The sequence below is a fragment of the Fictibacillus sp. NPDC058756 genome (assembly GCF_042746035.1).
Taxonomy (GTDB): Bacteria; Bacillota; Bacilli; order Bacillales; family Fictibacillaceae; genus Fictibacillus.
Map to the genome: position 1 here is coordinate 2,600,290 of NZ_JBHYPU010000001.1, position 18,397 is coordinate 2,618,686.

Consider the following 18,397-nt stretch of genomic DNA (forward strand, 5'->3'; position numbering starts at 1 on the left):
CTTCGCATCAGGCGCTTTTACAATATTCAAGTTCTATGTAAGGACCGGGTCACGATCTCTTTCTCGTTCTCTTTCGCGTTCTCTTTTATTCGTTCGATTAACAAGAACACTTCTATATTGAGCTGCTCGATGGAGTTTTCCTACTAAGGAAGCGCGGGTGTTAGCGATGGGTAGATCCATGCCGTTTGAAAAAATAACGCTGGCACGCTTATGACCAGTTCTGTCAATTCTTCGGATGTGCGGCTGTGCAAGCCATATGCAGGTATCATTTCGTGGTGATTGGATTGGAAAAAAATACAGGTCAAGTTTTGAGTCGATCATGATGGGAGCAAAGCACATCTTGCCCATATTGATGCGTGCTGCTTCCTTCTTTCCATCATAAGAACCGCCATAGTATAAGCAGTTATCTTTGATGATCCGAAAGGGTTTCTTTTCGACCAGGATTACCGCTTCACGTTCATACACTTCCGAACACACAGCACCTTTCTCATTAATAAATGGAACGATCGCCATTGTGTCACCGTTGATCTCGTAATCCTTAACCTTCTCATGCGTCAATGTTAATTTCATTAATTTCCTCCTGCGTTTCAGTTTTTTGTTTTTTAATTAATCAACCAAACTATCAACTACCCCGTTTAACCTCCTAGTTAAGTTTTATAGTACAAAATACCCTCTAAGTTGTACTATATAGTAAGATATTACCATTACATTTTCTGTAAGTCTACCTTTTTCGTCATAAATTTTCAAAATATTTAGAAATTCATTCATTTTCAACAAAAAAAGCCTGAGATTAAAAATCCCGGGCTTTTCGTCTATTAAATTCCGACTATATTTTCACCTTTTCTTTTTCTTCAAATGGTGCTGGATCTACACTCTGATCATTAGCTGTCAGGTCGATTCCATAATCCTTGGCGAACACCATATGTGTATCAGATAGAATGTTCTCGTTACTCAAATCGAGATGGAACACTCTTGCCCCGCGAAGTCTATTCTTCTCAGCTCCTGGGAGTCCGTACGCACCGAATCCTGTGCTTCCGCTATAACCAAGCATGATGCCGTAATAGTTTCCAGCATACGTATTGATATGGTCATGTCCGCAAAATACTCCTTTTACGTCTCCTCTATACTGCATAGCGGAAAACAAACCGCTGTTGAACGGTCCCGGACATTCATCTTCGTTTCTTTCACCCGTGATTTGATGTTTTTCCACTGCACGGGAATGATCTGCTTCCGTCCGGCTGTCAACACTCGCATACCACATATAACGGTGCTCCCATAAAGGAATGTGTATGAACATGAGGGAAGGCACTTTATAGCCAAACCTGTTCTCAATTCTTTGGGAAGTTTCATTATACCAGTTTACTTGGTCAAATCGCAGCCAGTCCCATGTCGGATAACCTTCAAAGTCTTGTCCTGCAATCGTTTTAGGTGCATATCTTCCTGCGTCCAATAGCCATAAGTTGAACACTGCTTTCTTTGCCTGAGCATCCCAAATGAGCAGGTTCATGTTGCCTGTTCCTGTAATGTTTGCTCCTTTATCGTTCAAATTATGTTTGTATGATCGGTAAAACTTCAGCATCTCACTTTCATCAATACCGCTTTTTTGTGTAGAATCCTCATCATGGTTGCCAAACGTAACAGCCCACTTGATCCCGCGCTTTTCCATAGGCTGGGCAATATTGTTCATCGCCTGCTTCATCTCAAGAGGCGTATCACATCCGCCAGTAATATTGTCACCATTCAATACAACAAAGTCAGGTTTCTCTGCATCCAGCACTTTTCCCATAAGCTCTAGCGTACGTCGGTCAATGCGTTCGTCATCTTGAGTATCATTGAACTGAACGACCTTGAACTTACCATTTGAATGGAATCGAAGAACCTTTTCTTCATGATTATCAGCATGTGCTGATTTGTTAAAGAGTGACGTCGTGTCACCAAGCGAACCGATTGTTAACGCAAGCGTACTCGCTCCGCCGATCTTAATAAAATCACGACGATTTACTTGTTTCGAACTCATTCCAAACCCCTCCATGTTATGTACTGGTTTACCACTGATAGCGTACCAACTCAATTTGGAGGAAGTGTTTAGTTACTGTTAAGGTTGTTCAATGATTAAACAAATGAATTTTTACATGGAAATGCCCCCATAAAATAGGAAAATGAAAATCGCACAAACAAAAAGAAGGACAAATGTTTCTAGTATTGAATTTTTAATATAAAAGCAATTTTCATTGTTCCATTTCATAACAAGTTCATCTCTTTGTCATACGTAACCATCCTTATTCTCATTGGAGGCTATTGAAAATGGAACTTAATAAAGAAGCGTTTATAAAAGTCGGACAAGCTTTAGTAGAACAAGCACCCCTTTTATCTAATAAAATCTTAGCTCAGCGTTTTGACAGACATCCGCAAATGTCAGGTCTGCCTCTTGATCGGAAACAATCTTTGGCTTATATTCAGGAATTTATAAAGCTGCTCGGATCAACCTTAACACTCGAAGGTGATCAGGCTGAAATTGTATTGATGAACTGGGCTGAACAGACCGCATTGTATGCTGTAGATTATGGACAATCACTGGATGTCGCCATGCTGCCGCTGCCTTTTATTAGAAAAGAAATACTAATATTAATTGAAGACCTTGCCATAATAGAATCTTTTTCTGTCAAAGATGTTATGTGTGTCATCAAAAATATTGATATCAATCTGGACTTCGCCTCACATACTTTTAGTGAGACATATGTGAAAAATCATCAGATGATCGTCAATGAAAAAAATCAAGCACTTCATGAGTTATCAGCACCAATCGTTCCTCTTTTTGATGGAATAGGTGTCCTGCCATTAATAGGTGAAATTAACCATGAGCGGGCACAGATTCTCCAGATCAGAACGCTGGAGCGTTGTGTGGAAAATAAAATATTTTCACTTGTGATCGACTTGTCAGGGGTTCACACCTTAACACCTGAAGTGCTCCAAAGTATATTCTTACTGATCGATTCGTTGCGCCTTCTCGGTGTACGGGTCATTGTCACCGGAATCCGTCCAGAGATTGCGCTAACTGCTTCTTCGTTCGGAATAAATATGCGCGATGTCCAGACCAATGGGAATCTAAAGCAAGCCTTATCTGCCTTAGGCTATGGAAAATTGATTGATAACAAAAACAGACCACCAGTCCTGCGTTGAGGAATGGTGGTTTTTCTATTTATTAAGTTTGTTGCACTCGTTCATGACAAACTTCATGTAGTTCAAGGCGTCTCTTCTTCTCTTGAATATGGATTTATAGCATGACTTTTTATGGCGATTCCTGATCCTCAGCGCCTCTTGAATGATTTGATGATATTTTTCAGGAACGGTTTGGAGCGCATATTCCCCTGCCCCCACTTTTGAGATGATATCCTCTTCTTTTATCGAGTAATAGAGTCGAGTCACACCAAGCACTCCCCACTCGATCATACTTCCGCTCACAAAAAGACCCGGAAATTGGAGTGAAGTGACACTTTCACATCTTTTTGTCCAGTTCATCCAATAGGAGTTGATGTTTCCTACCAGATTCTTTTTCAGCTGGTTCCAATCTGTTGTGATGTTATACGTTTCAATAGGGAGTCCTTTTATCACAATGCCGTACGTTTTAAGCTGGTACGCATCGATCCAGTTTCGATGAAAAGCACGATACATCTGCAGCTTCCCTTCATTAAAATACGGACATGACTGAACGCCTTCGTTTCTTCCATCCAGATCTTCTCTCGTCACATACATCCCGTCCAGGCTCGGTTTCGGATAATTTTTCTTCCTGTCGTGATGAACTTGCTTCAAGACTTCAACATCAGCATCTGTCAGTTTGCGTCTTACCACCGCATAGAAATCGATGTCACTCATTCCGCCCTGGTAAGCACCTAGTGAAACCGAGCCAAATAGATAAAAGGATTCCAACAGGTTTGGAAGTCGTTCATCTACTATTTTAAAATATTCGTTCACTACTTCTTTTACTTCTACAGGTACTCGGTTCTGCTCTTTCTTACGTAATGTTTGATTCATTCTGCTTACCTCGATTCATGTGTTTAATCTATAGAAGCATATTCCTTCTTAATCATGTCAGCGATTGCTGCATTACCAACTGCACCCGAATGAAAGACTTTGGAATCCAGATTATACGTTTGTCTAAATGTGATACCGTTCACTAACTCTAACTCCAAGAAAATCATTTTATTCTCATCCCAAGCGTCATTTAACTTTTCGGGATGTTGCAGCTTGATTGGCAGCCACTCTTTAAGAAATGCCTCAGTGGATGAAGGCGAAAACGTATGGATCCTCCTGCCGTCTAACGTACTTTCAATATGAATGCCTTTTACTAATCCTTGAATCGGATAAAGTTCTTCAATTGTTTTGGCTTTTTCATTTTTATCCACGACAAACACTCTGCTCGCCGATAAGACATTTTTGTTATAAGCCACTACTGCAAGTGACGGTGGAATATCCTTGATGGCATAAATCTTTGTGCCTTCATCTAGCAGCGTCGCGTCGTTATTTTTCATCTGATAGCCCTCGCAAGCGTCATCCGCCATCTTATACTTCACTTCACCAAGGAGCTTTCCTTTTTCCACTTGTATCTCTTTTTTATCATCAGGATCCGGAAAATCATGCTGGTAGTGGTTGTCGTTAATCATCAACGTATCCGCCCATTTAGCTTCCACCGGCGAACAATCTCCAAATGTACTTCGACAAGAGGATAACAAAGATAATATCGTTATCAATAATAGGATTGTTGCAACATGCTTCATGAGCTTCCTCCAATAAACATTCATTAAAGTCTACTTCTCCAAAAAGGTAATATATCCCTTTATATTGACATGAAACCAAAAGGTGTTATATCCTAAACATGAAACAAATGGTTATATATTTTGAGGAGATGAATTTATGGCAGCATTACAAGATATTAAGCAAACTGTTGTTTTTGATGCACCGATTCAAAAAGTATGGAATTCAGTTTCAACTGCAGAAGGCATGTCTTCATGGTTCATGCCGAACGATTTTAAAGCGGAAGAAGGTCATGAATTTCATATCCAGTCCCCTTTTGGACCATCACCATGCAAAGTGCTCGTGATCGATGAACCTCATAAGCTTTCTTTTAGCTGGGATACGGATGGCTGGGTGGTTACCTTCTTATTAAAAGAACAAGGTGACCAGACGGAGTTCACTCTTATTCACAGCGGCTGGAAAGATGAAGATGCGATTGTTGGCAAGGCCGGCGAAAAGAGTTCTGTTATACGTGACCGCATGAACGGCGGCTGGGTCAGCATCGTTCATGAAAGACTGAAAAAGGTAGTTGAGGGCTAAGTGGCAGCACCCGCTGAAAAACATGATGTCTTTAAAGCAATCGCTGATCCGACGAGACGTGAAGTCCTGCGGCTCCTCGCAGAAAGTGAACGGCCGATTTCGGAGATTGCAAATCATTTCGATATGAGCCGGACCGCCGTAACGAAGCATCTGAATATCTTAACCGAAGCTGAGCTGATCTCTGGCCGGAAAGAAGGCCGGGAAAAGATTTACCAGCTGCATCCTGAACCGCTGACTGAAGTGAAGCAGTGGCTCTCCTATTATGAGAAATTCTGGGAGAACAAGCTGTCTATGCTGAAACATCTGGTTGAGGACGAAAAATAAAGAAAAAGACTGATCAAAATGCAAGTATTGCTGCATTTTTGATTCAGTCTCTTTTATTAATTGGAGTACTTTAACACCCCATAAATCAGTGACCTAAGTACATGACCACACTTGTTATTCACCCAATCGATTTTTCATTTAAATTCCCATATTTACATTCCCACTGAGTATAAAAGAAAAAATAATTCCCATACTATCTTTTGTTACGTTTTTCTATAAAAGGAGAAAGTAAATGAATCTCAAACAAAATATAAGGAGTGTCGTTATGGGAATCTTAAGTGGGAATCCAAAAGATGAGCCAATGCATTATGGAGAAATTTATGGAGCTTGGACACACCTGCTAACAAACCACGGAATGATTGCTGGATACCAAGTATATGTTAATCACACAGGCGATAGCAATCTAAAAAAGTTGGTTGAAGAAGCGATTGAGGGACTTAAGAATGAGAATAAGCAAATTGAAGAATTACTAAAGGCGAATGGAATCGGTTTACCACCTGCTCCACCAGAGCGTCCGGTAGCTAAATTAGAAGATATTCCGCCAGGAGCAAGATTCCTTGATCCTGAAATCAGTGCTTCTGTATCAAAGGATGTAGCAGCAGGACTTGTGGCTTGCAGTTCCATGATCGGACAAAGTATACGTGAGGACATTGGGGTTATGTACGGACAATTTCATTTAGCAAAAGCACAATTTGGTGCTAAGATGCTGAAGTTGAACAAAGAAAAAGGTTGGTTAGTACCCCCTCCATTACAAGTTAAAGCAAGTGAGTAACTTAAAAAGAGCAAAGATTTCTTTGCTCTTTTTTATGTGCATTATTCAAGAGAACTTTTTCGATTTTTTCAACCGAGTTTTATTTTTTAAAAACTGAACTTCAGGTTCAATAAGGTCTGTTTCCGGCAGGTTATAACCAAGCTGTTTGCCTATCTTTACAAACTGCCCTTCATGGTGGAACTCGTATGGTGTGGGTGAATAACCATAATGCAGTTGGCTCCAGGATTGTGCATTGTTAATTCAGTCTCTTTTTTTACTAAGAATTGTAACCTTTTATTAGCTAGGGATATATGATTCTTCTCTATCCTTAAACCCTTGTTTTATAGTACTCCAATCATCCTTAATAATGGAATAAAGAACGGTATTTCTTATAAAACCATCTTCAAGAATTTTCTCGTTCCTCAGAATCCCCTCTCTTACAGCACCCAGTCGTTCTATAGCTTTCTGTGAGCGTATGTTCCGCTCATCTGTTTTGAACTGCACCCTTACAAAGCCTAATTCCTCAAAACAATATTGCAGAAGTAAATACTTACAATCCGAGTTTACAAATGTCCGTTGAAATTTAGGAGCATACCAAGTCGCACCTAACTCACACGATTTATGGTTAAAATCTATCTCATATAGACTAGTAGTGCCCACAACTTCATTAGTATCCTTGAGAATGACCACAAAAGGTAATGCCTTCATTTGTTCTCTCAGCTTTACTTTACTGGCTACATTCTCAACCATATCTGACTCTTCTTTAACTTTTTTTAGCATGAAATCCCATACTTCAAGTGAATTAATATGAAATAAATCTTTAGCATGTTCAATTTGTAAAGGCAGCAGCTTTATTCGATTGTTCTCTAATACGGGGAAATCTAAAAATATTTGATGATTCAAGCAAACCTCTCCTAACCATGAATGTAAATTTTTAAAATCATTTATTCCATAAAAAAAGCATTTCTCCTTCTTGAAGAAATGCTGTGGTTGCGAACCATATCAGTGTTGCATTTCACAAAAATACTCTGCTATTTCTTTTACCCGATCGATTGTTATTCCTTCTCTTTGTTCAACAGAAAGTGGGTGATCTGTAGGTTCAAGTTCAATATACGGACGCAGATCTATGAAACGGGTATGTACATAGGTATTCATATTTAAAGTGTCCGGATAAAACGGGAGATGTGTCGATAACCATCCAAACATAGGCTCTAACTCTTCCCTATCAGGATTATCCCAATTCTCTAAAGTGCGTTCAAAATTCTCTTCACTAAGTGATACCCAAACACCCCAAACAAATGGTTCGTTCAAACCTTTGACTGGTATCTCGATACAACCTCTTATGAAAAAGTGTTCACCGTCCATCACACATAGATCATCGTTGATTTCAAACCGCTTTTTGCGTTCTCTTTTTGTCGCTTCTTCGTAATATATAGGCGCTGGGCTTCCATAGTTTAATGGTAGTTCGTCATGGTACTTCCCACAGCAGCCGCATATGTACCCTCCAATAACATCTGTCATACAATTGTCCCCCATCATCCCTTTAAAATATGAGTGATCATTTAGTATTTCTTATTTTTTCTGAATAACAGGCGATTCCCACCCGTCATATTGACCGTTATGTTGTTGTGCCGCTGCAATGATTGTATCGGTTACCGAATCAATCAAGTGATAATCCACACCATCTTCGCGAGAGATCGTAATGCTGTATGTCCCATCTTCATTCTTTTGCTGTTCGAAATTTTCTGTTGTGAAGCCTTCATTTTGGATATCTTGTTCAAATGCTTTTAAATCATCCAATGTTTCAAACTCTATCCAATGTTCAATCTTACGAGTCTCTTCTAAATCATCATTCTCGTTTTCTAGCAGTTCTACTAATTCACGATTGGACATCTGCTGAAATTGATACTCGTCAGGATATAGGAATTCGGAATAAAATGACCAAGGTTCCTCTTCTTCAATTCTAGAAATTTTTGTTTCGTATCCGTTTTTATCAAAAACAGCTAAGGCATGTTGATCAATGATCTTAACATGCTTCTCTTTTTTAGCATAATAAAAAAATTCACGTGTGCCGTTGGTTGTTACCCTTCCTACTTGAACAATATCTTCATTATTCAACCGTTCCATCAGATCATATTCCCACTCACAGATTCGTTCATCTTCTTGTTCGCCGGGGTTACCTATCTCTGTTGGATTTTGGATAGTAATCTTCACAGAAAACAACCATTTATATTTTCTAATATTTACTTCTTCTGTTACGTCCAAATCTACAACGATTGATGCTAAGTGATCATCTACCACATCCAAATAAAAGTTCCAGTTATCAGACATTACTTCTCCTCCTTATTCTTTAGTATAGAGATATACTGATTTTCAGACTATATCCTTTTATTCCTATTTTTTACACATTGCGAACAACTCTGCATGCAGAGGATTCTTCCTTTTTCATAAAAAAACTGCCGGAAACTATCGGCAGCAGGCTTCAAAACAAATCCCTCTCAATCTTCCAAACTAAGTCTTCAGGCTTGTCCTTTCCAAGGAATATTAAACGGTAAACCTTCTTGTAGTCCTTATCAGCAAACTCTACCTTGTGATTTAATTTCCATTGAAGTATTCCATAATCACTGAAAAGATCTTGTTCGTCCGTGTTTTCCACCGAGAAAAGCTTTTCTTTATTAACCACTTTCCCGTTTCTTTTTTTAATCTCCACATATACGTCGATACTACTTACCTCATGATGACACATGATGTTACAAACATACTTCTTGTTGGGACTGCTCTTCTTGAGCAGCGGATAGATATTTTCATATTCTGCTTGTTTAATTGTGTTATAAATATCTTCTAAAACATGCAGATCCCAGTTGAACTCTTGAGCAGCTTTCTTCATCCCTTCATGGACGATTTCCAGCGTGCGCTTCTTCTTTTCACTATCAGAAGTCAAAGCTAAGAGAGCTTCCACATCAGTCTCCACGTATACAGGGAAATAATCAAAGATGATATGGGCAATCGTATCGAATTGCTTTTCCAGTTCAAGACTCTCAATACAATAGATTTGAATGCCTTTATCTTCTTTAGCGTGTAATTTAGGTAAAAGACGACTATAAAAAGAAACAATGGCTCTCGTTTCATTAAAGAACCTCCAGTTGAGTTCCTTATCCTTTGGGACGTATAGCTGAATATCTTTGATGATAGTCATTGTATATTCTCCTTTTTATCAATAAAAAATCCTTTAAATTTAGTACCCTTTGATTACGTTTTACTAAGTATCCATTAATTTATGGAACAAATAAAATGATAATGAGTAAAAATAAGACTAAACCTAATATGGTTGAAAAAAACTTAATGCCCCCTTTTTCCTTATATAATGTAAAAATTATAAATACTATTAAAATAAACGCCAATTTAGAGATCTTTTCGTTAAGATTAAATAAGTCAGGCAAGACAATAATTGTTAGAAGAAGCAGTATTGCGATCCATAGCGAGTGTAAAAAAATTCGTAGAGGTATCAATAAATCACTCCCTTTTATCTTTAATAAGAATGTGGTATACCTTTGACTAACCTATCATACTGAAAAAGTCAGTGTTTTTTCATCCAAATGATAGGTCCTAAAATCATTGGAAATTGTGTACCAACAAAAATAAACCATCTAATACATATCCGAATTAGATGGCTGCATTGCTAGATTCTTTTTTCCGCCTAGCCTCTTTTACTTTTGTACAACCTGAATTTCAGGTTCAATAAGGTCCGTCTCTGGCGGAATATACCCGAGTATCCGGCCGATTTTTACAATTTGTCCTTTATGATGGAATTCGTGGGTTGTTGTATGCGTATAAAGCCAAAGGGCAGTGAACTCTGCGCTAGCACCGCTCCTAAAGGTTACTAGAGTAGACTCATCCCAGTTACCTTTGAATTTATTTAAAAATTCATGAACCAGCGCATTCGTTTCCATAAAAATTTCGCGCATCTCCTGCACGGTGCGAACGGATTCTGGCTTTATTTCGTCAAGTGGTTTCCCGAGCGCACGATTTCCGAGCCATCCCCGATAACAATTCACTACATGAACATGAAGGCTGCGAATTGAATCTCCGCCGAAGCTATCAAGCTCTTTCACATAATCCTCAGGTGACATCGTTTCACAATAACGATATAACGTCTCCCTCGATCGTTGGATCCAATCATACTGACTTACGAATACATCCATAATCCCGCTCTCCTTTTTAAAATGGAATAATCATGGTGCTTCTCGTGTTGTATGATGTTATACACATTATACCGGACTTAATTCACTAGAGATACAAAGCACATCCTCGCCAGTCATATAATACCGGTGACAGCTCATTAACGTCTGTCTCAAGTGCGCAGGTACACGACTTTCATCCTAGGCACAAATCGAAGTCGTCCGGAACTCAACAACCGCAGGTTCGAATAGAAATATTGTTATCAATGAAGGGTCCGATAAACTTTTTAAAGTAAGAGATGATCGTCGCGGAGTTAAAATCTCCTTTGAAACAATAAAAATCAAAGTTGTTCACACGATGAACTTTCTCAAGATCTTCTTTCCTCAGTTCGTTTTGCAGCTGTCTTTCAATCATCGGGTACACTCTGTCGTTCTCGATTACGATGACATGATCTTCTTGTTCGATCCCGGCGATAATATAGGAGACGGTGTTCTGAATATAAGATTCTTCATTCTGATATTCATAAAAGATATGACCGCCTTTTGATTGCTGTAACTTTTTTGTCTGTTCCGTAATCTTTTCCAGCAATGCTGCAACCCCCTATTCAATTATTTTCTTTAAGTATAGAGGAATTTAATAGAATAATATAGTTAAGTTATTAATCATTTAACAGTTTTAATATAAAAAAGCTTAAAGAGGTATTTTTCCACTTAAGCTTACTTCAAATTTTTAACAAACTTTCACCAATAACTTAACTTGAATAATGAGACTAGAATCTCCATAAAAGAACTGCTTTTTCAGCAAAGGTGTTCGATCTTTCAATGACTTGCTGTATTCTGAATATCTCATAGTTTGCTAACTCTTTAGTTAGAGTAATATTTGATTTTTTATATTCTATTACTTTACTTTTAAATGGGTTATTTGAGGCTATAATATTTAACGACCTCGCTAACAGAGTAAAATTGCCTATTCTATTAACAAATTCTTTATGAATATTAGTATCTTCCCCTAAGTATGTTTCCCAATCTCCAAATTCCTCTTTCGACCTTTTGGTGAAAATCTTTTGGGGAATAATATGTTCGAGATGTAAGTTAGCACCAGAAGAAAGAGTATATTCTCCTTGATCTCTGATGAAGTAATATTCTAATGTTTCTAACACATATTTAGCCCTGTTTTCATTATTTTTAAAGCTATACTTTGCGAATTTTTCTTTAAATTCATTGTCATTTGGTAAATATTTAATCAATTTATTAGCCACATTTGTAACCATGTCATTATCTTCAACATTAATTAAACTTGCAAAAATCGCATCAAGTTCAGCTGTTCTATATTCACAAACATGTCTTCTTAACATGAAAGTTTCTATCAACTTTAATATTTCAATTTTACTTTTATCTGAAATATCTCGTTGAAAAAGATTTAACAAAAATATATATGATGGGAAAGATTTTATTTTACTTAGATTGTTTAAATGATAATTTATATCATGATTTTCAAAAGACTGCTTTCGTATTTTGCTATAAACATAAGAAGCATCTCTTAATATTCTTGCATACTCTATAATAGACATCTTATTATTAATAATAAGAGAATCACTTCCGTCTTCCTTAAACCCGTCCTCTATTTCTGCCTCGTCTAATTCTTTTGTTGTTTCCTCATAATGATAATATTCATTTAAGTTTTCAGCTTCTATTACTGATTTAAAATAATATTTTTTAAATTCATCAATTACTGTTGAACCAGTAATTTTTCTCTTAAGGATACTTGATAAATATTGTCTAAAAAAATCATCGGTTTTAACTCCATCTAAATTAATAATTAATTGTGTCCAGTAATTTTTAACTTTTTCTAAGACATTGCTGTCAATTAGGGAAGCGTGGCCGAGCAAGAAATTTTTTATTATATCAGTAGGACTTAATGTTAAACCCCGATTATTAATTGTTTCAAAAAGTTTGTAGGCATCTTTAGAGTTAGCAACATCTAAACGAATAGTATAAGTGTTACTAACAAGCTTATAATGAAACTCTAGTAACTGTTCAAGATTTAATTCTTTAAATTTTTGATTAAAATAATAGTAAGATTCAATTAATTTTTTGTTTACAATTAATTCAAGGTCCTCTTGGTCAATAATTTTATTATAATCTGGATCATCTAAGTCACCCAAAATAACTTTTCTTTTTAAAATTCTATTAATACCTTTACAGAATAATAAAGAATTTATTTCTTTTTCAATTTCGTGTTGATTTAACTCTTTAAATCTACTAGATAAAGCTTTCAAGAGAATAGTTAAAGTTGTAGTCCTCTGCTGACCGTCTACAATCTCAAGTTGATTAACTCCTGCAACATAAGTAGAAGTCAAACACAAAATTGTACCTAACAAATGAGTATCCTGTTGATTTAACATATGAATATCATTATACAAATCTGACCATTGTTTCTCTCCCCATGAATACCTTCTTTGATATGCCGGGATTATAAATTGTTCATTAGTGCTTGCAAGAAGTTGGTGAATACTTAAGGTAGCTGGAGTTATTTTCATTTAAAATCTCCTTTACTTTTTATTAATGCATAAAGCTTATTAATACAAAAAGCAGCTTTAGTTAGCTGCTAATTTATATCTTATTGATAAAACTAAAATTTATTTTTTATCTAATAGTTTAATTAATTTAAAGTGAAAATTAGTAATAAATGTTAAAATAAGGTAAACATATAATGGAGGATTATTAATAATGAAAAAAAAATGTTGTATCAGATGTGGATTAAGACTCCACACTACAGATTGGGAAATTTTAAAATATCATAATCAGTTACCTATTTGTGATAATTGTGATATCAAATACACAATTGGTAATACAAAATCACTAAATGATTCATCTCTTCAAAAAGAAAAAAAGAATAACAGTTAAAAAATTTATAGAATTTACACTCAATTACTTTTAACAACAAATTTTAAAGCCTGGGGTGGAAAAACAAATTCTAAATTACAAAACCCCCAATTTATTTGATTAATACTTTTTATAGTACCTTTAAAGACCGTACCAAAAACAACTAGATTTTTTTTAAATAATTCTTCAGGTATGAAGATTTTATATACTCTTGAATCGTAAGTATCATAGCAAAAAATTGAATTTGAGTTGATTTTTTTCACGACAAAATAACTACTTTTTTCAGCATATTCATCTAAAAATATAAGATTATTTTTTTTATTAAAAATGAGTTGAATATGTTGACAATTGCGTATAGGGAAATGGTAATTATTCAAGAAAAAATTAACATATTTATAATTTTCCCAACCGTACTTTTTATCAAGCCATAAAACAAACTCCTTAAAAATATTAAAGAAATTACTCAAATTATTCAATTCTGTTCCTTTTGATAATTTTGGAAAGTCATATATTAATAGTTTCTTCCAAAAATCTGAGGATATTTCATCTCTAGAAAAAATATCAAAGCCTGAAAACATTTGCCCAATTATTTTTAATGCATAAACATAATTTTCAATACATTTATTATTTCCTTTATTCATTTCTAAGTAAAACAGTGCAATATCCTTAGCATAAAAATCTATATATTTTAAATTTAGATCATCATATGCTTTTTCTAAATGTGGAAAAGAACATAAATTATGAATATAGACTTCGTTTTTATTAAAGCTACTAATAATTTTCATGGGAAACATATATAAATAGCTATTGTTTTGCTTTTTATGACATGGAATATTTCGTCCTGTCATAGAACCCAATCCTTTCAATCTAAATTATTGATTTAACTAATCAATTTGTTCATTATATATCTCTTTTATAAATTTCATTTTCATTTCAATTTTCAAATTTATGTCTTTTTTCCACAATAACACTTTAATTCGCTTCGGAGTATCAGGTAACAATTTAAACATTGAACTTTTAGGATATGCATATCTTATTTTACCTGGATTTTTTCCTGGGTTAATAATGTCATCTCCATAAACTTTACTCAACAATCCATTTGGCATACACATAATTACAATAGTTTGGATATCTAGATTCGATTCATTATATAAAATGGTAATGAAATAAGTTAGACATACTTTTTTAGTACCGTCATTTTTAGTATAAAATGTTGGAAGATGTCCTTTATATGGTCTTATAGGTTTGTTCTTCACATTAATATTTCCAATATAACTATTCTGATTATCTCCCACAAATATATTTCTGGAAAAGTCACCTATATTTCCTAAGGTTACAGTTTTTATATCAATATGTATATATGCATTATAAGTTTCGAAAAACATATCTGACCCAACAGGTGAAGAATTTGGTTTCCCCAGCTGATTAAATAACCAATAAAAAATTCTTTCGGATCCTGTAGCGAATGAGGAAGTATTATCCCCTAAGTAAGCAACCCAATCATTCTTTATTTCTTCTTTTGTATTAAAACCATCCAACATTTTTTGTTTATCTAATTTAAGTAAATAATATATTTGCTGCAAATATTCATTTTCCCAAAACTCTACATATTTCAATTCTTCTTCGGTTACTTCTCTCACAGTAATCCCCCGATTCCTCAAAAAAAATAGTCATGTTTATACACATGACTATTATACGATAACTTTAATTTTGCACAAGAATTTTTTCAGAAATTTCAATTTGTTGTTTTATACATTCTGCTATTTTTTTAGAAAGAAGAGGTGGAACGGCATTACCGACTTGTCTATGTTGTCCATTGAGACTTCCAGTGAAAATAAAATCATCAGGAAAGGACTGTAGAATCGCACATTCTCTAACAGAAAGTCTTCTTAATTTGTTTACATGTATTTCAGGTCCTGTTGCAGTTATAGTGTCACTCGGTCTCTCCCAGTTTGTAATTCTTAAAGATTGTTCAAAGACAATTTCCTTTTCAATAAATTCCGTTACTGCCTTATCATATTTATCATCAAATGATAATAGTTCTTTTAGTTTCCACCAGTCACTAGGTTTTGGAATAGAGCCAGAATTATTATCCTTTCGAAACCAATGACCTGCAGTATGATTATAACCAAAAATTTCATCAATTTTTTTCACTGAAATATTTGCTTTTTTTCTCCACTCTCTTAAATAATCACAAATATCAAATTGGTGAACATTATGTTTTCTGGCAAAGAATTTATCACTAACATTGGTGTATGCTATGTGATTATATATTTTTCTATTACCTACCATAATTGGATTTGGTGATGGTTCTACATCACTTAAAAACCCTATAGCATCTTTTACTGTAATATATGGTTCTTTATTTTCAAAGAATAGTTCGTCTATTAATGAAGCATTTATTTTGTCGGCATGAGTTTCTTCAGGAAATATATTTTCTTTGCCTATATTATTCCCCATTATAAACACTCTTTCACGTGCCTGTGGAACACCATAATCAGCTGAATTTAGCAATGTAACTTCAACATTATAGCCTAATTGTCTAAAGTCATTTTTAATCATTTCAATAACTTTTCCCTTAGACATTGATAAGAGACCTTTTACATTTTCAGCTAAGAAAAATTTTGGTTTTTTATCTTTTATTATTCTTAACATCTCTTTATATAAAAAATTCCGCTTGTCTTCCATACTACGCTTAGTATTTGCAACAGAAAAACCTTGGCAAGGAAAACCACCAATAACAATGTCAGGGTTATCTGGAATTACACTACTATCAATTTTGGTAATATCACCATGTATTATATGTTCTCCAATATTTTTTTTGTATGTTTCTACTGCATCTAAAACAAAATCATTAGCCCATATAATTTCACATCCTGCCTGTAGGAAGCCTAAATCCATTCCTCCGGCACCTGAAAACAAAGAAACTACTTTTGGTTTTGTACTCATACATCACACCTACTTATCTTACTTTTATTAATTCTATTATATCAATAGAAGTACGGTTTTGCAATAAAGGCTACTGAAAATTATTTTTGTTTTTTTAACTAAGTGTAAAATCTATAATTTATAGAAAAAAGATTTCCAAATAAATGAATTTATTGTATTATAAGTCAGTAAACGATATTAGAAAAGAGGCCACCTTATGGGATTACAAAAAACTGATGTAGAATATACTATCGAACAAAAGAATATCCTTAAATTAGAAAAAGAATATTACACATTGCTATGGGAAATATTTAATTCTGATGAATTCCAACAAGATTTAATCATTGTTGAAAAACATATACAAGATAACTATGATTTTTTAAAGAGAAATTGGAATGATAGTAATAAAATAAAAATACCCTTTGAAAGAATTATGAGACATCATGTTTATAAAAAACTTCTTCAACTAGATAAAATTGATAGTATTTTCCCTTCTCCAATTAGTGGAGACATGGGAATTATTACAGATGATGCAGTAATAAATATAGATGCTAAAACAATTTGTGCTATAAATAATAAAGGAGACATAAAGTGGTTGCAATATCTCCCAAATCAAAATAGTTTTGATCATAAGAATATTGATGCAAATGATTTTTATGAAGGTTTCTCTGTATCCAGCAACCTACCAAAATATTACAAACACAAAGGGAAAGATTTACCTGTTATATCCTACTTTTTAAAGTTAATTTATGCAGATAATAAAAGTTCTTTTGAATTATTTAGATATAAAGACAATGACACTCTTAGTTTTACTTGTTTACCGAATGGTATATTAAGTAATCTATTTGATCATGAATTAATTTCTGGTTTCAAAACATATGAATATCATAAAGAAAAAGCTGGAAAATACTTCATCCCAAAATTATTAGGAGCAAAAGAAACCATTGAACATTGGGTACATGATCATGAAAGTTTCTTTACAAAAGTAATAGAAATTCATAAAGATACTACTGAATGGTTTCATATCCCAAGAAAAGGAAAAACTAAAAGAAAAAACATACTTTTTGACCCAATCGCCAAAGCAATTTGGTATCCTGTATGTAGAGGAACCAAAGCTAAAGGTTACCATTATTTTCTAGAAGCTCTTAATCGTCCTGATACTCCAAGAATTGATCCTGAAATTTTAAGAGTTAGATATGATATGAATAAAGATGAGTGGAGTGGCTATGAGTCGAAGATCATTCCTTTAACTTCAAATTAAATATTTTCAAATTGGATTACTTAGATATCTTGAATCTAAGTAATCTTTTTTATTATAGTTAACCATACTATTCACAAAAAAATTTAAAAAATTTAACAATATTTGCACAATAGGCATTTAACCTGCATAAAATGTATTGAGAGCGGAAATAGGAGGGATTCATGAATGGCTAGACACGTTGATCAAGAGCTGACTTACAGAGAGATCATCACAAAAGCAGTGTGTGGAAAAGGCAGAAAGTTTTCTCAGGCGACTCATACGATTGCACCAGCCCATCGTCCAAGCAGTATTTTAGGATGCTGGATCATTAATCATGCTTATAAGCCGAAAAGAAACGGTGAATGTGTAGAAGTCGAAGGAAGCTATGATATTAACGTTTGGTACTCATACAATGATAATACTAGGACGGAAGTAGTTACTGAAACCATTCATTTTAATGATAAAGTGGATTTGAGTGTAAGAGATAAACATGCTCTGGGGAACCAGTATGAAGTAACTTGCCGTGCACTGCAGGAACCAAATACGCTTGAAGCAACCATTTCGCCAAACGGCAATAAAGTCATTGTTCAAGTAGAAAGAGAGTTTGTTTGTGAAATTATAGGTGAGACAAAGGTCTGCGTTTACGTAAATCCGGATGGATTTGACGATGAGAATACAAGAGATTGGGAATTTGATGTTGATGATGAAAACTTCGAAGATCTTGATCCTAATTTTCTGATCGGCGATCTTGAAGAATAA

The 18,397-nt window shown here is 34.7% G+C and carries 20 protein-coding genes; 6 read left to right on the forward strand and 14 right to left on the reverse strand.

Annotated elements, in window-relative coordinates; all coding sequences use genetic code 11:
* Positions 1 to 33: 33 nt before the first annotated feature.
* Both ACFW35_RS13275 and ACFW35_RS13280 read right to left on the reverse strand, forming a co-directional pair.
* Positions 34 to 570 carry a competence protein ComK gene (locus ACFW35_RS13275; protein WP_379846336.1) on the reverse strand — a complete coding sequence of 179 codons (537 nt, stop codon included), beginning with the start codon at positions 568 to 570 and terminating at the stop codon, positions 34 to 36.
* Positions 571 to 826: 256 nt separating this feature from the next.
* The gene (locus ACFW35_RS13280) at positions 827 to 2,017 is read right to left on the reverse strand and encodes a metallophosphoesterase family protein (RefSeq protein ID WP_379846338.1); all 1,191 of its coding nucleotides are present in this window, start codon (positions 2,015 to 2,017) and stop codon (positions 827 to 829) included.
* A gap of 287 nt (positions 2,018 to 2,304) precedes the next feature.
* Here ACFW35_RS13280 and ACFW35_RS13285 point away from each other — a divergent pair, with 287 nt between their 5' ends.
* Positions 2,305 to 3,180 carry an STAS domain-containing protein gene (locus ACFW35_RS13285; protein ID WP_379846340.1) on the forward strand — a complete coding sequence of 292 codons (876 nt, stop codon included), beginning with the start codon at positions 2,305 to 2,307 and terminating at the stop codon, positions 3,178 to 3,180.
* 15 nt (positions 3,181 to 3,195) lie between these two features.
* On the opposite strand, the gene ACFW35_RS13290 is transcribed toward ACFW35_RS13285, so the two are convergent.
* Together ACFW35_RS13290 and ACFW35_RS13295 are read right to left on the reverse strand one after the other, a co-directional pair.
* Positions 3,196 to 4,032, reverse strand: coding sequence for an aminoglycoside adenylyltransferase domain-containing protein (locus ACFW35_RS13290; protein WP_379846342.1), 837 nt, complete (start codon positions 4,030 to 4,032; stop codon positions 3,196 to 3,198).
* 23 nt (positions 4,033 to 4,055) lie between these two features.
* On the reverse strand, positions 4,056 to 4,775 hold the full coding sequence (locus ACFW35_RS13295) for a hypothetical protein (protein ID WP_379846344.1): 720 nt from the start codon (positions 4,773 to 4,775) through the stop codon (positions 4,056 to 4,058).
* Positions 4,776 to 4,911: 136 nt separating this feature from the next.
* Between ACFW35_RS13295 and ACFW35_RS13300 the strand changes: the two genes are divergently transcribed.
* The 3 genes from ACFW35_RS13300 to ACFW35_RS13310 all read left to right on the forward strand — a co-directional run bounded on the left by ACFW35_RS13300 (position 4,912) and on the right by ACFW35_RS13310 (position 6,427).
* Complete coding sequence (locus ACFW35_RS13300; RefSeq protein ID WP_379846346.1) at positions 4,912 to 5,331, forward strand: SRPBCC family protein; 420 nt, start codon at positions 4,912 to 4,914, stop codon at positions 5,329 to 5,331.
* A complete protein-coding gene (locus ACFW35_RS13305) occupies positions 5,332 to 5,655 on the forward strand; it encodes an ArsR/SmtB family transcription factor (protein ID WP_379846348.1) in 324 nt (107 codons plus the stop codon).
* A 265-nt stretch (positions 5,656 to 5,920) separates the two neighbouring features.
* Positions 5,921 to 6,427, forward strand: a complete 507-nt coding sequence (locus tag ACFW35_RS13310; protein ID WP_379837018.1) for a DUF3231 family protein — start codon at positions 5,921 to 5,923, stop codon at positions 6,425 to 6,427.
* 276 nt (positions 6,428 to 6,703) lie between these two features.
* On the opposite strand, the gene ACFW35_RS13315 is transcribed toward ACFW35_RS13310, so the two are convergent.
* From ACFW35_RS13315 to ACFW35_RS13360, 10 genes are all read right to left on the reverse strand, one after another.
* Positions 6,704 to 7,309: a GNAT family N-acetyltransferase gene (locus ACFW35_RS13315; RefSeq protein ID WP_379846350.1), complete on the reverse strand. Its 606-nt coding sequence runs from the start codon at positions 7,307 to 7,309 to the stop codon at positions 6,704 to 6,706.
* Positions 7,310 to 7,408: 99 nt separating this feature from the next.
* Positions 7,409 to 7,927, reverse strand: coding sequence for a DUF2199 domain-containing protein (locus ACFW35_RS13320; protein WP_379846352.1), 519 nt, complete (start codon positions 7,925 to 7,927; stop codon positions 7,409 to 7,411).
* 51 nt (positions 7,928 to 7,978) lie between these two features.
* Positions 7,979 to 8,737, reverse strand: coding sequence for a DUF695 domain-containing protein (locus ACFW35_RS13325; protein ID WP_379846354.1), 759 nt, complete (start codon positions 8,735 to 8,737; stop codon positions 7,979 to 7,981).
* 151 nt (positions 8,738 to 8,888) lie between these two features.
* Positions 8,889 to 9,602 (reverse strand): hypothetical protein, encoded by a 714-nt coding sequence (locus tag ACFW35_RS13330; protein WP_379846356.1) that lies wholly within the window; start codon positions 9,600 to 9,602, stop codon positions 8,889 to 8,891.
* Positions 9,603 to 10,113: 511 nt separating this feature from the next.
* On the reverse strand, positions 10,114 to 10,608 hold the full coding sequence (locus ACFW35_RS13335) for a DinB family protein (RefSeq protein WP_379846358.1): 495 nt from the start codon (positions 10,606 to 10,608) through the stop codon (positions 10,114 to 10,116).
* Between the two features lie 205 nt (positions 10,609 to 10,813).
* Entirely contained in the window at positions 10,814 to 11,173 is a 360-nt protein-coding gene (locus ACFW35_RS13340; protein WP_379846360.1) for an MEDS domain-containing protein, read from the reverse strand.
* 181 nt (positions 11,174 to 11,354) lie between these two features.
* Complete coding sequence (locus tag ACFW35_RS13345; RefSeq protein WP_379846361.1) at positions 11,355 to 13,124, reverse strand: DUF262 domain-containing protein; 1,770 nt, start codon at positions 13,122 to 13,124, stop codon at positions 11,355 to 11,357.
* Positions 13,125 to 13,511: 387 nt separating this feature from the next.
* Entirely contained in the window at positions 13,512 to 14,318 is an 807-nt protein-coding gene (locus ACFW35_RS13350; protein WP_379846363.1) for a hypothetical protein, read from the reverse strand.
* A gap of 36 nt (positions 14,319 to 14,354) precedes the next feature.
* The gene (locus ACFW35_RS13355; RefSeq protein ID WP_379846365.1) at positions 14,355 to 15,110 is read right to left on the reverse strand and encodes a hypothetical protein; all 756 of its coding nucleotides are present in this window, start codon (positions 15,108 to 15,110) and stop codon (positions 14,355 to 14,357) included.
* 64 nt (positions 15,111 to 15,174) lie between these two features.
* Positions 15,175 to 16,419, reverse strand: a complete 1,245-nt coding sequence (locus ACFW35_RS13360; RefSeq protein WP_379846367.1) for a DNA cytosine methyltransferase — start codon at positions 16,417 to 16,419, stop codon at positions 15,175 to 15,177.
* Between the two features lie 196 nt (positions 16,420 to 16,615).
* On the opposite strand from ACFW35_RS13360, the gene ACFW35_RS13365 reads away from it, so the two are divergent.
* Both ACFW35_RS13365 and cotE read left to right on the forward strand, forming a co-directional pair.
* A complete protein-coding gene (locus ACFW35_RS13365) occupies positions 16,616 to 17,659 on the forward strand; it encodes a hypothetical protein (protein ID WP_379846369.1) in 1,044 nt (347 codons plus the stop codon).
* A 165-nt stretch (positions 17,660 to 17,824) separates the two neighbouring features.
* Entirely contained in the window at positions 17,825 to 18,397 is a 573-nt protein-coding gene (gene cotE / locus ACFW35_RS13370; protein WP_379846371.1) for an outer spore coat protein CotE, read from the forward strand.